The sequence below is a fragment of the Afifella sp. YEN Y35 genome (genome assembly GCF_047553465.1).
Classification (GTDB): domain Bacteria; phylum Pseudomonadota; class Alphaproteobacteria; order Rhizobiales; family Afifellaceae; genus Afifella; species Afifella aestuarii.
Map to the genome: position 1 here is coordinate 3013073 of NZ_CP180203.1, position 14909 is coordinate 3027981.

The following is a 14909-nucleotide window of genomic DNA, read 5'->3' on the forward strand; positions in this document are numbered from 1 at the left end:
GTCGTTTCGGGCTCCTGCGACGGGCGCCCAATCTTGCGATCGGAACCGGCCGCGGCGGCCCCGACAAGCCGTCCAGTCGGTGACCGGGCGCGCAGGCGAGGCCTGATGCGAAACGTCGAAGACCGAGCGTCGACGAAAAGCCGGAGCGCGATTGCACGCGAGCCGGCGCGGCCCTACCTAATGAGCCAGGAATGAAACCTCAAGTGCTGCGCAAGGCCAGATGATCCGCTTTCTTCTTCGTTTCCTGGCCATCTGGCTCGCTGCCGCAGGCCTCGTCATGGCCGTCATCGACGCGGCGAAATCGATCGCCGAATCACGCCTCGTTCTCACGCCCTTTGCCGAGACCTGGGCGAATTGGGCGGCCGCGAGCCTCGATGCCGCACATCATGCCGTTGCCGACAAGGTGCCGTGGCTCTGGGCGTTTCTCGAGAAGGTGGTGCTGACGGCGCCGACCTTTGCCGTCTTGCTCGTCGTGGCCGCGCTCCTCTTCTGGCTCGGCCGGCCGCGTCGGCGTTTCACCTTCGCGCATGAGCGCGACCTCTAGACGGGGTGGTCCCCAGCCCCGCCAAATTCACACAACGCGACCTCCAGAAAAGGATCCCCCCATGTTCCCCTTCGATCGGCTCGCCAAGAAGACTGATCTCCCGAAGCCCGAAGAGGCGCTGCCCGGCCGCGCCGAGGCTTTGCCCACGGCCGAGACGCATTTCGTCAATGGCCGCGCCCTCAAGGGGCCCTACCCGGAGGGTCTCAAGACGGCGATCTTCGGTCTCGGCTGTTTTTGGGGGGCGGAGCGCGTCTTCTGGCAGACAGACGGTGTCTATGTGACGGCGGTCGGCTATGCGGGCGGCGCCACGCCGAACCCGACCTACCGGGAAGTCTGCACCGGCCGCACCGGCCATAACGAGGTGGTGCTTGTCGTCTACGACCCGAATGTCATCAGCTATTCGAAGCTCCTCGCCCGCTTCTTCGAGGCGCATGATCCGACGCAGGGCATGCGCCAGGGCAACGATGTCGGCACGCAATACCGCTCGGGCATCTACGTCTTCGACGAGGAGCAGAGGCAAAAGGCCGAAACGGCCAAGGCGGCCTATGCAAAGGTTCTGAAAGAGAAAGGCTTCGGGCCGATCACGACGGAGATCGTCGATGCGCCCGCCTTCTATTTCGCCGAGGATTACCACCAACAGTATCTGGCGAAAAACCCGGGAGGCTATTGCGGCCTCGGCGGCACCGGCCTCTCCTGCCCCTCCGTGCCGGAGAATGCGGCCGCCTGATCAGGCGAGATTGCGAATTCCGCCGTTCTGAAAACGGCGGAGCTCCTGCGAGCCCCCTCGTCGGAAGAGCCTCAGCGGATCACGGCCGGCCGCGCCTGCGGCAGGGTATGCGGCATCGACGGCGCGCCGGGCGCTCCGACATCAGGACGAAGCGCAACGGCCTTGGCCGCCACGTCGGCCGGAACATCGTCGCCATAGGCAGCAAGTGCCGTGATCGCGCCAGACTTGTCGCCCGCAGCCAGCACCTGGCGGCAAGCGTTGGGCAAATCGTCGAGCGTCGTTTCGCGCTTCTTCGCCGGCTTCTTGCTGGGCTTGGCCTGACGATAGGGTTCCTTCGAATACCACCAGGCGAGCGGTGCGCCGCAGCCGTCGTCCTTGCCTGTCGCGCGCTGCGGCTCGCAACCGGGCGAGCCTTCCGGGCAAAAGAGGCGCACATGGATATGCTCGTTATGGCCCCAATACGGACGCACCTTGGCAAGCCATGAGCGATCGCCCGTCGCCGTCTCGCAGAGCTTCTTCTTGATGCCCGGCGCCACGAAGATGCGCTGGACATCGGGATAGGACGCGGCGCTCTTGATGAGCCTTGCATGCGCGTCCGTCCAGCGTCGCGGATCGACCTCGTGCGGGCCGACTTCCACGACGGGGATCGCCGACATCGTCTCGCGCTCCTTCGCCGAGAGCCGGCGCTGCGGCATCGGCTGCAGCCAGATGTCGATGTCGAGACCGACCTGATGCGAGGCATGACCTGACACCATCGGGCCGCCGCGCGGCTGCGACATGTCCCCGAGGAGAAGCCCCGGCCAGCCGTCCTTCGTGGCGGCCTCGCGCCCCAGCCACTCGATGAAATGAATGAGATTCGGATGGCCCCAGATGCGGTTGCGCGACAGGCGCATCGCCTGCCAATAGGGGCCGTCGACGGTGATCGCCTCGCCGCCCGCCAGACACCCCTTGGAATAAAACCCGACCGCCGCGGCGCGCCCTTCGGAGGGAAGCTTGGCGGCCCCGAAATAGCGCTTGGCCGGAATCTGGTCCGCCAGACCGGCGGCCGGCCAGCCCGCCAGGAACAAGGCGCTGAGGGCAAAAACCAGTCTTGGGACGAATCGTAGCATTGTCCAATGCTATCATGCCGATGCCCTGATCCGAAGTCGGCGCCTTACTCTCCTTTAACGCTTTAGAAGCTATCTTTGGCTTGCGTTTGCGCGGCATTAAGGGGAAGCGTCGAAATGAGCGAGTTCACCGCCTGCGAGGGCCTCGGCGTCGCCGTGCTTCTGCCGTGCCGCAATCAGGCGACCACCATCGAGAACGTGGTGCGCGGCTTCCGTGAAGCCTTGCCCGATGCCCGCATCTATGTCTTCGACGAGAATTCCTCCGACGACACCGCCCGTCAGGCGCGAAAGGCCGGCGCACGCGTTCTGCGCGGGCCAAGCCATGCACCGAACCATGCGCCAAACCAGGCGGTGTGGCGCATGTTCGCCGATATCGACGCCGACATTTACCTGCTTGCCGCAGGTGACGGCTCCTGCGATCCGACCGATGCGAGCTCGCTCATCAATGCGCTTTTGACGGAACGCGTCGATATGGTGGTCGGCACCTCGGCGACCCTCGGCGGTTGCGACGCCGACGACATGCGCCACGGCGCCGGCAGCGTCTTCGACCTCTACCGGCGTTTCTTCGGTACAGGCCTATCGGCGCGCACCTCCATCTACCGCGCTCTCAGCCGCCGCTTCGTCAAAAGCTTTCCGCCCGTCTCCGAAGGGCTCTCCCCGCAGACCGAATTGTCGCTGCATGCCAGCGAACTCATGGTGCCGGTCGCGAGCCTGTCGCTCGATGGCGGTCAGAACACGAGCGAGCGGAAGCCGGCAGAGAATGTGCGGCACGCCATGGGCGAAGTCGCCACCTTCCTGCGCGTCATGCAGGTCGCACGACCGCTCCCCCTCTTCGGCGTCGCGGGCCTCCTTCTCGGCCTTTTCGGGTTCCTCGCCGCGCTTCCGGCGCTCTCCGATGGAGACTCCATGCAGGCCGGCGCAGTTCTTTCGGCGAGCGCCTTCGTGCTTGCCGGGATTTCCCTCTCCTGCGGGCTCATTCTGGAGAGCCTGCGCCGGTCGCGGCTCGAACAGAAGCGCATCTTGTTTCTGAGCGTCCCGGCGCTCCCCATTCAGTAGCCGGGCTCCCCCTTCCGCCGTCGCCGCGGGCTATTGGCAGATGCGGTAGCCGTTGCTCCGCTCCTTCAGATCGAAATGGAAATGCGTGGCATGAGCGGCGTTGGCGCCAGGCCCGAGCACCGTGGTGAAATACTTGCAGGCGCCTTCGCGGATCCGCTTCTGAAAGCGGCTCGCGGCCGCATCCGCATTCTCCCGCTCCTTCACGGCAACCGGCGAACGGCTCTTGAAGGTGATGGCGCTGACATCGATCGCATTGGCGAGCGCATGCTCTGAGATCTTCGCGCCCGGGCGATTGTAGCGCGTGCGGCACACATAACCGGAGGCCTGGGTCACGCCGCGCAATTCAGCGCCATCGAGAAGATCTTCGGCCGCTGGCTTCACCACCTCCTTTAGCCAGGTGGCGAGTGCCTCCGTCGCCGCGCAGTTGAGCGTGACGGGAGGCGAGATGGCGACGCCAGGCGCAAGTTCGTCGACCTCGATCGGGTGGGCGATCTCGCAGGCGCCGCCGTCGGTAATCGCCGGCTCCTCGTCGAACTCCACACCGAGAGCTCTGAGGCGCCAGACACACTGACGGAATGTTTCCGCGGCAGCCGCCTTGGCCGCCTCGTCCTCTTCCGGCACCTTCGAGGCCTCCTCGCCGGACTTGTCCTCCGGCACCGCAGGGTGTTCATCAGGGCCTTCAGACGGCGTCTCCGATGGGGGCTGAGCAATCAGCGGCTCCACCGGCTTCGGCGCATCTTCCGGGCGAGCCTCAGGAAGGGAGGGCGCATCGCTTCCAGCAGCCTCGCCCGCAGGTTTGTCCGACGTCTCATCCGCAGGCGCCTCATCTTCGCCTTCAGTCGCTGGTTCGGCCTGAGAGGCACCCTCGTCCTTCGGTGTTTGCTCTGCCTGCGTATCGTCTGGAGACGCCGCAGCCGGCGCCTCTTCAGGCTCGGTCGCCTCGTCTGTCTCCGGCGTCGCCGCTCTTTCGTCCGTTTCGCCGGCCTCCGGGTCCGCCTTTTCCGGCGGGCGGACGTCCGGCACGGGCGGGAGAGCGTCCGGATCTTCAACCGGTCCTTGCGGCCGCGGCTTGGGGGTCGGCGGGGTGTCGCCCGCCTGACGCACGGAAGAGGGAGCTGGCTCTGCGGCCGAGGGCGTCGCTTTCTTTTCCGCCGCCTCCGCCGGGCGGGGCTGGGGTTTCAGCGGAGGCGTTTCGGCCCCCGCCGTGCCAACCCCGATCGCCAGTGCCAGCACAAAGCCCCAGGCTGGAAGATGGCTAGTCAAGAAATTCCACCGTCGTGCCCGGCTTCACCATATGAGCGAGCTCCGTGGCGTCCCAGTTCGTCAGACGCACGCAGCCATGCGAAAAGGTCTTGTCGATCGCCTCGGGCGCGGGCGTGCCATGAATGCCATAGGTCGGCTTCGACAGATCGATCCAGACCGACCCGACCGGCCCGTTGGGACCCGGCGGGATCGTCAAGACATCGCGATTGTCGCCCTGCTGGAAGTTGACGTCCGGCCGATAGGTGTAGGTCGGGTCCAAGGCGACACCTTCCACCTCGACGGTCCCGCTCGGCGAAGGCGTATCGGAACTGCCGATGGTGGCGGGATAGACGACGAGGAGGCGGCCCGCGGCGTCGTAGCCGCGCAACGCCGCAAGCCCCTTATCGGCCTCGATCCGCACCACCCTGCCTTTGACATCACCGCCCGGCGCCGCAACGGCAAGGGTCGTGCCCACAACGGAGAAATCGGCCTGCGGGTTGAGCGCCTTCAGAAAATCCTCATCCATATGAAAGCGCTCGGCGAGCATTTCGGACGGACTCGTGAAGGAGAGCCGCTCCATCGCGGCCTTCTCGCGGTAATCGGACGGAATCGAAGGCGCGAAGGGACCCGCCACATCCTCTTGCGTGATGCGATATTGGGTGATGACGGGCGTCGTGTCGTTTTGCGCGATCTCGGCCCAGAGCGTCGCCGAAAGCTGTCCGTCCGGAACCTCTTCGCGCGACAATTGAAAATTCTGCACGGCCTTTTGGACGTTGTCGCCCCAATAGCCGTCGATCACACCCGGCGAAATTCCAGCCCGGTCGAGAAGCACCTGCAGCTTCACGATGAACGGATCGCGATGCTTGGAGACGAAGACGTGGTCGGCAGCAAAAGTCGCGGCATTGATCGTCTCGGACGTGACCAGAGGGGCCGCCATCTCCTGCTCGCCGAGGGGAACCGCTTGGAGCTGATCTGTCGCGGTGCCGGTCGGCGCATTGCCTAAAGCCGGATCATTTACAGGCGGCTGCGCCGGCGCAGGCGCCTGGGTCTCAGGCGCCCGGGAGGCAGGCGGTGGAGCCACAGGCGGCGGAGCGGGCTCGACTATGACCGGCGGCGCAGACGGCGCGGGAACCACGGGCGGAGGGGGAGCTGCGGGAGGGGGAGGCGCCGGCTCCCCCGGCGCCGGGGCCGGACCGAGAAGCACCGATCCCGGTGACACGCCGGGAGGTGCTTCGAGCACCTCCTGCGACACGGCCGGCGGGATGAGAAAGGAAACAGCGGCGACACCGAGAGCGGCCCGGAGGGCAAAGCTGCAGACAAAGCGGATGGACATCAAAAAGGATCGGAAAATTCTTGTTTCAGTTGAAGGACAAACGCCGATCCTCCCGAAACGCTCCCATGCGCCTGCCTTTGCGGCTCTGATGGTTGCGCCACCGTTTGCGGCCGGTCGTCGAGACAGAAACCGACCGCAGGCCGCCGAACACCGCACAGACCGGCGGGAACAAGGCGTCAACACGGCGGTTAATTCGGACAGGTGCAACGACACCTGAACCTACCGGAGAATTTCCACCATGCTGAAATGGGCCCTTATCTTTGCCGTGATCGCGGTCATCGCCGGCGCACTCGGCTTCAGCGGGATCGCAGCGGGCGCCGCAACGATCGCACGCTTCCTGTTCTTCATCTTCCTGGTCGTCGCCGTCATCTTCTTCGTCCTGATGCTCCTGGGCGTTGGCGCCGTGGCAGTTTAAGGACGGGTTTCTGCAGGGGGCCGTGCCTGGCGCGGCCTGCCGAGCGATCCGATATGACGAAGGGCCCTGCCGCGGCAGGGCCCTTTTTGTTGCCGGCGTCGATGGTCGGCAGGCAGCGGACGACAGACAGCGCCTAGCCGCCGATGATGTCGCCGCCGTTCGGGTGCAGCACCTGGCCGGTCATGTAGGAGGAATCGGCGCAGGCGAGGAAGAGCACAGCCGGCGCCACCTCGTTCGGCTGCCCGGCACGGCCCATGGGCTGATTGGCGCCGAAATTCGCCACCTTGTCGGGCGGAAAGCTCGCCGGGATGAGCGGTGTCCAGATCGGCCCCGGCGCCACGCCGTTCACACGGATGCCCTTGTCGGCGAGGTTTTTCGACAAGGAGCGGGTGAGCGCCAGGATCGCCCCCTTGGTCGAGGCATAATCCATCAGAACCGGCTGTCCGCGATAGGCGGTGATCGATGTCAGATTGACGATCGCATCGCCCTTCTTCAGATGCGGCAGCGCCGCCTGCGTGATGAAGAAGATGCCGAAAATGTTCGTCCGGAAGGTGCGCGTCAGCTGCGCTTCGGAGATCTCTTCGAGCTCCTCGGCCATATGCTGTTCGCCGGCATCGTTGACGAGAACATCGAGGCGGCCGAATTCCGACACCGTCTTCGCGACGACCTCCTCGCAGAAGCTCTTGTCGCCGATATCGCCGCGGAAGGCGATCGCCTCGCCGCCCTCCTCCTCGATCATCCGGCGCGTCTTTTCGGCGTCTTCGTCCTCATCCTTGTAAACGAAGGCCACGTTCGCGCCCTCGCGCGCAAAGAGGATCGAGGTCGCCCGCCCAATCCCCGAATCCCCGCCGGTGATGAGCGCGACCTTGTCCTTGAGCCGTCCGGAGCCCGGATAACGGGGCATGTAATCCGGCTCGGGATGCATCTTGTGCTCGTTGCCCGGCTGATGGGCCTGTGCCTGCGGCGGACGCTCGGTGTCATGTCTGTCGTTCATGGCCTTCTCCCTCATTCTCGAGGGGAAGCAAAGCCGGCGGGCGCGGTTCCGCAGGTGAGGCGGGAACAGCTGAGACGGCTGGTTTCCGGCTCGCCGGGCATGCGAACTTCGGCTAAGCCTTAGGGGCTCTGTCACAAAGGCCCTCGGACCCAATGCTCCTTGATCCGCTGACCCTCATGCTTTTCGCGGGTGTCCTCCTCGTCAATGCCGGCACGCCGGGGCCGAGCGTGACGGCCCTCGTGTCGCGTGTTCTGACCCGTGGATGGCGCGATGCCCTGCCTTTTGCAGCCGCGATGTGGATCGGAGAGGCTCTGTGGCTCGCCGCGGCCGTTTTCGGCCTCGCAACGCTCGCGAGCAGCTTTTTCTGGGCCTTAGCCGTCGTGAAATTCGCGGGCGCGGCCTATCTCGTCTATCTCGCTTTCAAAATGTGGAATGCGCCGACGCGTCCGGAAGCCGATGACACCGCGATGTCGCCGCGCGGCTCGGCTCTCAAGATGTTCCTTGCGGGCTTTGCGGTGACGATGGGCAATCCGAAGATCATGGTCTTCTATCTCGCCCTCTTGCCCAACCTTCTCGATCTCGAAAGCCTGAGCCTCGTCGGCTGGGGTGAGCTGTCGCTCACCCTTCTCCTCGTCCTCGCTGCGATCGACCTCAGCTATATCGCGCTTGCCGGCCAGGCACGGCGTTTCCTGCAGAAGCCGGCAGCCGCGCGTGTCATCAACCGGATCAGCGCCCTCTTCCTTGGCGGTGCGGCCGCGGCGATCGCGACCAGATAGACCGTCGAGTTGGCCTATTCGTCACCCATCTTCAGCGCGGCGATGAAGGCCTCCTGCGGGATCTCCACCTTGCCGAACTGGCGCATCTTCTTCTTGCCCTCTTTCTGCTTGTCCAAAAGCTTGCGCTTTCTGGTCGCGTCACCGCCATAGCATTTGGCGGTCACGTCCTTCCTGAGGGCCGCAATCGTCTCGCGTGCAATGACCTTGCCGCCGACGGCCGCCTGGACCGGGATCTTGAAGAGGTGTCGGGGGATCAGATCCTTCAGCTTTTCGCAGAGCGCCCGACCGCGCCGATCGGCCTGGCTGCGGTGCACCAGCATCGAGAGCGCATCCACCGGCTCGGCATTGACCAGGATCTGCATCTTCACGAGATCGCCCGGCTCGTAGCCTGTGATGTGATAATCGAAGCTCGCATAGCCCTTGGAGATCGATTTCAGCCGGTCGTAAAAATCGAAGACGACCTCGTTCAAGGGCAGATCGTATTCCAGCATGGCCCGCTGGCCGACATAGGTGAGCCCTTGCTGGATGCCGCGGCGGTCCTGGCAGAGTTTCAACACCCCGCCCAGATATTCGTCCGGCGTCAGAATGGTGGCGCGGATCCACGGCTCCTTGATTTCCTCGATCCTGACCGGATCAGGCATATCGGCCGGGTTGTGCAGCTCGATCTCTTCGCCGTCCGTCAGGCGGATCTGATAGACGACGGAGGGCGCCGTCGCGATCAGATCGAGATCGAATTCGCGCGCCAGACGCTCCTGGATGATTTCCAGATGCAGAAGCCCCAGAAAGCCACAGCGGAAGCCGAAACCGAGCGCGGCCGAGGTTTCCATCTCATAGGAAAACGACGCGTCGTTGAGGCGGAGCTTGCCCATCGCCGCGCGCAGATCCTCAAAGTCGTTGGCATCGACCGGGAAGAGGCCGCAGAAGACGACGGGCACGGCCGGCCGGAAGCCCGGCAGAGCCTTTTCCGTCGGCCGCTTGTCCTCGGTGATCGTATCGCCGACGCGGGTGTCGGCCACGTCCTTGATGGAGGCCGTCAGAAAGCCGATCTCGCCCGGCGGAAGTTCTGCGGTCTCCACCATCTTCGGCGTGAACATGCCGACCTGGTTGACCTCGTAGCGCGCGCCGGTGCCCATCATGCGCACCGTCTGACCCTTCTTCAGCGTGCCGTCGATGACGCGCACGAGGACAACGACGCCGAGATAGGGATCGTACCAGGAATCGACGAGGAGCGCCTTCAACGGCGCGTCGAGCAGGCCTTTCGGCGCCGGCAGGCGATGCACGATCGCCTCCAGCACGTCCTCGATGCCGAGCCCGGTCTTGGCGGAGATCATCACCGCATCCGAGGCATCGAGGCCGATCACATCTTCGATCTGCTCCTTGACGCGCTCCGGCTCCGCCGCTGGCAGGTCGATCTTGTTCAAGACCGGAACGATCTCGTGATTGACCTCGATCGCCTGATAGACATTGGCAAGCGTCTGCGCCTCGACCCCTTGCGAGGCATCAACGACGAGGAGCGACCCTTCGCAGGCATAGAGCGAACGGTTCACCTCGTAGGCGAAATCGACATGGCCAGGCGTATCGATCAGGTTGAGGTGATATTCCTCGCCGTTCTTCGCCGTGTAGCGCAGATGCACCGTCTGCGCCTTGATGGTGATGCCGCGCTCGCGCTCGATATCCATGGAATCGAGGAGCTGCTCCTTCATCTCACGGTCCGGCAAGGTGCCGGTCATCTGGATCAGACGGTCGGCAAGCGTCGACTTGCCGTGGTCGATATGCGCGACGATCGCGAAATTGCGGATGTGGGAAAGATCAGCCATGGAGCGCGCATGTAGCATGGCCGCAGGCCGGCGCAAGCACGGATGATGCGGCATGACCCTCCTGCCGCAGAAATTGCGCGGCGCGGACGGCGTCTTTCGTCGCAGGAGGACCTCGCGGCGCCGGGTTTAACCGCGGATTCAAGCCTCGCTGCGTAGTCTTTCCGGCGATGCCGCAATTCACCATCCTCAACGACCGCCGCTTCTGGCTCTTCTTCGCCTTTGCGCTAACGCTCGCGGGTTTTCCTCTGCACATTCTCTTGAATTGGATCGCCTCGGGCGACGCCTATGCGCTCCCCTTGCATCCCGGCGGAGCAGATTTCCTGAACTTTTGGGTGGCATCACAGACGGCGCTCCACGGAGATGCGGCTCACCTCTACGACCCAGCCTCCTATTCCGCCATTCTCATCGATCGCTATGGCAGCGACTTCGACTATCGCTGGCTGTACCCACCGCATTTTTTGTTCTTTCTTCTCCCGCTCGGCCTCATGCCATATTGGACAGCGTTCACAGTCTTTATGGTCACGACTTTGGCTCTGTTCGCTCTTGTCGGCAGCCAATTCTTCTCAAGCCGTCACAGCATTCTATGGCTGGCCTTTGCGCCAAGCTCCGTCCTCACCATCATCATGGGTCAGGCATCACTGCTGATCGGTACTATATTCATAACAGCCGTCTTTCTTTGGGACCGAAGGCCGATCCTTTGTGGGATTCTTATTGGCCTCCTGACAATCAAGCCGCATTTCGGCGTCCTATTGCCGATTGTTCTCCTGATCGAAAGACGTTGGCTCATCATCATGGTTGCTTCGGCGACGACGACCGCGCTTGTCATCCTTTCAGCTCTGCTGTTCGGGGCGGACGCATGGACTGGCTTCTTAGGAAATCTTGGGAGCGCACAAGGAGACGTCCTACGAACCTCCGGCAGCCTGCTCACAGCACAGGTCACTCCATTCGGCGCAGTGCGGTACGCCGGAGCCAGCCTCGAAACAGCTTGGCTCGTCCAGCTCGTCTGTACTCTCCTCGCAGTGCTTGCAGCCGCCACAGCGGCTCTCTCATCAGCACGTCGCGACACCAAAGCAGCGATCATCATCTTCGCCACCTGTCTCGCCGTTCCCTACGTCCTCGTTTATGACCTCGTAGCCCCCACCTTCGCCGCGTTATTTCTCTTCCTAGGCGAGGACCGCAACGAAGCGCCCGGTTTGGGGCTTTCGTTCCTTCTCGTTGTCTTAATAGATTTCTCGTTCCTCAACGGATGGATTGCGGCCGGTGAGAACGGTGTGGAGATTGGGCCCGTGATTTTGGCCGCGCTCGTCATAGCTCTTCTCGTCCGGGCCCGTCGTGAAGACACCAAGCAGCACCGGGGAGACGGAGACAAACGCGTCCCCGAGCAAATAGCGCACCCCTTCTCATTAGCCGACGAGGCAAAGGTATGACGGTCGTCAAGGGAGGGCGAGATCTCGGGGATTTCGACCGAATGGACGGCTCGCTGCAATTCACCATCCTGAACGACCGGCGCTTCTGGCTGCTCTTTGCTTTCGGGATCACGCTGCTCGGCTTTCCCTATGGCATCCTGACCGACTGGATCACCCGCAGCGGCGACGTCTATTCGACGAACCATCCGGGCGGCGGCGATTTCGTCGTCTTCTATGTCGCCTCAGAGCTGATCCTGCAGGGGCATATTCGCGACCTCTACGACCCAGCCAAATTCTCGCAGACGATCATCGATCGTTACGGCAGCGACTACGAAATGCGCTGGCTCTACCCGCCGCATTTCCTGTTCTTCATCGCACCGATCGCCAAGTTGCCTTATCTCGCGGCCTGGGCGGGCTTCATGGCAGCGAGCTTCGCCTTTCTGGCCGCAATCGGCCGCATCGTCTGGGGAAAGCGCGACATCGTCTTCTGGCTTCTCGTCGCCCCCTCGACATTTCTCGGCGTGCTTCTCGGCCAAATGAGTTTTCTTGTCGGCGGCCTTCTGATCGGCTCCATTTTTCTGTGGGATCGGAAGCCCATCCTCGCCGGCATTCTCCTCGGCCTTCTCACCATCAAGCCGCAATACGGGGTCCTGATCCCGCTTGTTCTCCTTCTGGAAGGGCGGTGGCGCGTCATCGGCGTCGCGTCGGCAACAGCCCTCGTCATGATCGGCGCGTCCCTTCTCGTCTTCGGCACAGCCCCCTGGCACGCCTTCCTGTTCGGCATGGACGGGGCCAATTCCGATATCCTGACGACGGCGAGCAAAAAATTCCTCGGGCTGCAAATGAGCGTCTTCGGCTCGGCGCGCCTCCTCGGGGTCGATCTTGCGACGGCAGTTTGGCTTCAAGGGCTGAGCGCGCTCTTTGCCGTCGTTGCGCTCGTCGCCACGACGCTGTCGGGCGCGCGACGTGACACGAAGATCGCCATGCTCGTCACCGCAACCTATCTCGTCTCGCCCTATGTGCTTTTCTACGATCTCGTCGCCCCGACCTTCGTGGCGCTGTGGCTTTATTTCGGCAAAGGGCGTGAGGAAACGCCCGGCATTTTATTCTCAGCCCTCCTCATTTTCATCGCCTGCCTCTCCTTCGTGAATGGCGCCACCGTAGCGATTGGCTTCGGAAGCGGTCCCATCGCCTTCTGCGCTTTGGCGGTTGCACTTCTCCTGCGCGCGCGGGGCGAGACCAGGCGCGATGGCGGGCCGCATCGGGAGCTTCTCACAAAAAGCCCGGGTGATGAGGCCAAAGCCACATGAGGCGGGGATGAAAGCCGCGACGCCGAGCGGCCCGGCATGTGCGGCCGAAGCGGGGTCCCGCTTTGCGCTCCTCAACGATCGCCGTTTCTGGCTGGCTTTTGCCTTCCTCGTCACCCTTCTCGGCTTTCCCCGAAGCATGCTGACGGAGTGGATGACGCGCACGGGCGAGGTCTATTCCACAACGCATCCTGGCGGCGGCGACTTCGTCGTCTTCTGGATCGCCTCGCGCATGCTTCTCGAGGGCCATCTCTCGGGTCTCTTCGATCCAGGCGAGTTTTCCCGTTACATCCTCGACCTTTACGGCTCCGATTTCGGCGTCCGCTGGCTCTATCCGCCGCATTTTCTCTTCTTTCTCGCGCCGCTCGGGCTCTTTCCCTACCTCGTCGCCTATGGCCTCTTCATGGGCGGCAGCCTCGCAGCGTTCCTCTTCGTGGCGGCCCGCGTGTGGGGCGACAGGAGCATCGCCGTCTGGCTTCTGATCGCGCCCGTCACGGCGCTCGGAATCCTCATCGGCCAGACCTCTTTCATCGTCGGCACGCTTTTTGTCGGCGCCATCTATCTCTGGGATGAAAGGCCAATCCTGGCCGGAATTCTCCTCGGCCTCCTGACCGTCAAACCGCAGTTCGGCGTTCTCATCCCGCTCGTGCTTCTCTTGGAGCGCCGCTTCCTGGTCATCGCGGTGGCGACCACCACGGCGACAGCTCTCATCAGCGCCTCGATCCTCGCCTTCGGGATCGAACCGTGGCGAGCCTTCCTCTTCGGTCTGCAGGATCCGACAGGCGCGATCCTACTGAGCGAGCGCGACGCCTTCCTGAGCGTGCAGATGACCGTCTACGGTGCTGCGCGGTATTTCGGCCTCGATTTCGCCGCGGCCGCCGGCCTGCAAGGGATGAGCGCGCTCTTTGCGGTCTGCTCCCTCATCTACGTGACATTGTCGAGCGCCCCGCGCGGCGCCAAAGCAGCCATGCTCGTGACGGCCACCTATCTGACGCTGCCCTACGTGCTTTACTATGATCTCGCAGCCCCGACGTTCGTGGCGCTCTGGCTTTATTTGGGGCACGGCCGAAGTTCTCGGCCCGGCATCTTCGTCTCGGTCCTCCTGGTGGGCGTGGCCTCGATCTCCTTTCTCAACGGCATCGCCACCACTTTTTGGCACGTCAACGTCGCGCCGGTCGCGTTTTTGGCACTCGCTGTTTTTCTCATCTCGAGCGTCCGGCGCGAAACGCCCGAAGTCTCAGGCTGATGTGAGAGCGGTCCCAAGAGCGAAGCGCATAGTCGCGAGAGCGCGCTGGCGCCTGCGTAAAAGAAAAGCGGCCCCGCAAGCGGGGCCGCTCAAATTGTTCAGCGCAATGGCGATCAGAACTTAGGCGCGATCAGAACTTGTAGGTGATACCGGCGCCGATCAGCCAGGGATCGAGATCGGCATCGCCGCTCACATAGGTGCCATCGGCAAGGCGGCCGTCCCACTCGGTCGACAGGAACAGCTTCTTCACATCGAGGTTCATGCCCCAATGCTCGTTGAACATGTAGTCGGCACCGACCTGCAGCGCGAGGCCGAAGCTGTTGTCGATGTCGAAGGCGGCGAGATCGTCGTTCTCGGTGCCGTAGAAGAAGGTGTAGTTCACGCCCGCGCCGACATAAGGCTTGAAGGCGCCGAAATTGGTGAAGTGATACTGCAGCGTCAGGGTCGGCGGCAGGATCCAGGTGTCGCCCGCGTCTAGACCGCTGATCGGTCCGTCGCCTTCGACCTCGGCATAGGTCGTGCCGAGAATGAGTTCGGCCGCGATATTCGGCGTGAAGAAGTAGGTGATGTCGAGTTCGGGCGTGACCGAATTCGAATAGGACAGATCAGAGCCCGGGATCTGATCGACCGAGCCCGAATCATGCGGGACGACGGCCAATGCGCGCAGACGAATCTGCCACGGGCTCCAGGCGACGGGCGCCGGTGCAGCCATGGGCTCGTAGGTTTGGCTCGGCAGATCCGCGGCCCCAGCCACGCCTGCGATGGAGAGGAACGCGGCCGCCAGTGCCGCCCGTCCCAGAGTCGTTGTCCCGCGCATTCTCGTCCCCTGCGTTCGAAAAACAGGGCCCTGATATGCGGGGCGGGCAGCCTCGTCCATTTGACACAGGTCAAAAAGCAGGCCTTCTCCCGCAACATGTTAGAATTGTTGCAATTCTAACAC

The 14909-nt window shown here is 63.4% G+C and carries 14 protein-coding genes; 8 read left to right on the forward strand and 6 right to left on the reverse strand.

The genetic code is table 11. The features are described from left to right. The first annotated feature begins 220 nt into the window (after positions 1–220). On the forward strand, positions 221–544 hold the full coding sequence (locus ACK8CP_RS14400; RefSeq protein WP_128291915.1) for a hypothetical protein: 324 nt from the start codon (positions 221–223) through the stop codon (positions 542–544). A gap of 61 nt (positions 545–605) precedes the next feature. After that, entirely contained in the window at positions 606–1271 is a 666-nt protein-coding gene (msrA, locus tag ACK8CP_RS14405; protein ID WP_414832276.1) for a peptide-methionine (S)-S-oxide reductase MsrA, read from the forward strand. Positions 1272–1342: 71 nt separating this feature from the next. Here the strand turns inward: msrA and mepA are convergent, their stop codons facing one another. Beyond that, positions 1343–2380, reverse strand: coding sequence for a penicillin-insensitive murein endopeptidase (gene mepA / locus ACK8CP_RS14410; RefSeq protein WP_414832277.1), 1038 nt, complete (start codon positions 2378–2380; stop codon positions 1343–1345). 114 nt (positions 2381–2494) lie between these two features. Here mepA and ACK8CP_RS14415 point away from each other — a divergent pair, with 114 nt between their 5' ends. Beyond that, positions 2495–3433, forward strand: coding sequence for a glycosyltransferase family 2 protein (locus tag ACK8CP_RS14415; protein ID WP_414832278.1), 939 nt, complete (start codon positions 2495–2497; stop codon positions 3431–3433). Between the two features lie 30 nt (positions 3434–3463). On the opposite strand, the gene ACK8CP_RS14420 is transcribed toward ACK8CP_RS14415, so the two are convergent. After that, positions 3464–4696: an extensin family protein gene (locus ACK8CP_RS14420; protein WP_414832279.1), complete on the reverse strand. Its 1233-nt coding sequence runs from the start codon at positions 4694–4696 to the stop codon at positions 3464–3466. Beyond that, positions 4689–5612, reverse strand: a complete 924-nt coding sequence (locus tag ACK8CP_RS14425) for a L,D-transpeptidase family protein (protein WP_370642415.1) — start codon at positions 5610–5612, stop codon at positions 4689–4691. Before ACK8CP_RS14425 ends, ACK8CP_RS14420 begins: the two co-directional genes overlap by 8 nt. Before the next feature lie 634 nt (positions 5613–6246). Here ACK8CP_RS14425 and ACK8CP_RS14430 point away from each other — a divergent pair. Then, positions 6247–6423 (forward strand): DUF1328 domain-containing protein, encoded by a 177-nt coding sequence (locus ACK8CP_RS14430; protein WP_128291908.1) that lies wholly within the window; start codon positions 6247–6249, stop codon positions 6421–6423. 133 nt (positions 6424–6556) lie between these two features. Here ACK8CP_RS14430 and ACK8CP_RS14435 read toward each other — a convergent pair whose 3' ends face one another. Continuing rightward, positions 6557–7417 carry an SDR family oxidoreductase gene (locus ACK8CP_RS14435; protein WP_414832280.1) on the reverse strand — a complete coding sequence of 287 codons (861 nt, stop codon included), beginning with the start codon at positions 7415–7417 and terminating at the stop codon, positions 6557–6559. Positions 7418–7569: 152 nt separating this feature from the next. Here ACK8CP_RS14435 and ACK8CP_RS14440 point away from each other — a divergent pair, with 152 nt between their 5' ends. Beyond that, entirely contained in the window at positions 7570–8193 is a 624-nt protein-coding gene (locus tag ACK8CP_RS14440) for a LysE family translocator (RefSeq protein WP_414832281.1), read from the forward strand. Between the two features lie 14 nt (positions 8194–8207). Here ACK8CP_RS14440 and lepA read toward each other — a convergent pair whose 3' ends face one another. Then, positions 8208–10028 carry a translation elongation factor 4 gene (gene lepA / locus ACK8CP_RS14445; RefSeq protein WP_261215928.1) on the reverse strand — a complete coding sequence of 607 codons (1821 nt, stop codon included), beginning with the start codon at positions 10026–10028 and terminating at the stop codon, positions 8208–8210. Positions 10029–10177: 149 nt separating this feature from the next. On the opposite strand from lepA, the gene ACK8CP_RS14450 reads away from it, so the two are divergent. Genes ACK8CP_RS14450 through ACK8CP_RS14460 form a run of 3 tightly spaced genes read left to right on the forward strand, consistent with a single transcriptional unit; the run spans position 10178 to position 13969 of the window. Next, on the forward strand, positions 10178–11437 hold the full coding sequence (locus ACK8CP_RS14450; protein ID WP_414832282.1) for a glycosyltransferase family 87 protein: 1260 nt from the start codon (positions 10178–10180) through the stop codon (positions 11435–11437). Next, positions 11434–12726, forward strand: coding sequence for a glycosyltransferase family 87 protein (locus ACK8CP_RS14455; protein ID WP_414832283.1), 1293 nt, complete (start codon positions 11434–11436; stop codon positions 12724–12726). The genes ACK8CP_RS14450 and ACK8CP_RS14455 overlap by 4 nt, the downstream gene beginning before the upstream one ends. A gap of 7 nt (positions 12727–12733) precedes the next feature. Further along, positions 12734–13969 carry a glycosyltransferase family 87 protein gene (locus ACK8CP_RS14460; RefSeq protein WP_414832284.1) on the forward strand — a complete coding sequence of 412 codons (1236 nt, stop codon included), beginning with the start codon at positions 12734–12736 and terminating at the stop codon, positions 13967–13969. Between the two features lie 130 nt (positions 13970–14099). Here the strand turns inward: ACK8CP_RS14460 and ACK8CP_RS14465 are convergent, their stop codons facing one another. Further along, complete coding sequence (locus ACK8CP_RS14465) at positions 14100–14786, reverse strand: OmpW/AlkL family protein (RefSeq protein ID WP_414832285.1); 687 nt, start codon at positions 14784–14786, stop codon at positions 14100–14102. Between the last annotated feature and the right edge of the window lie 123 nt (positions 14787–14909).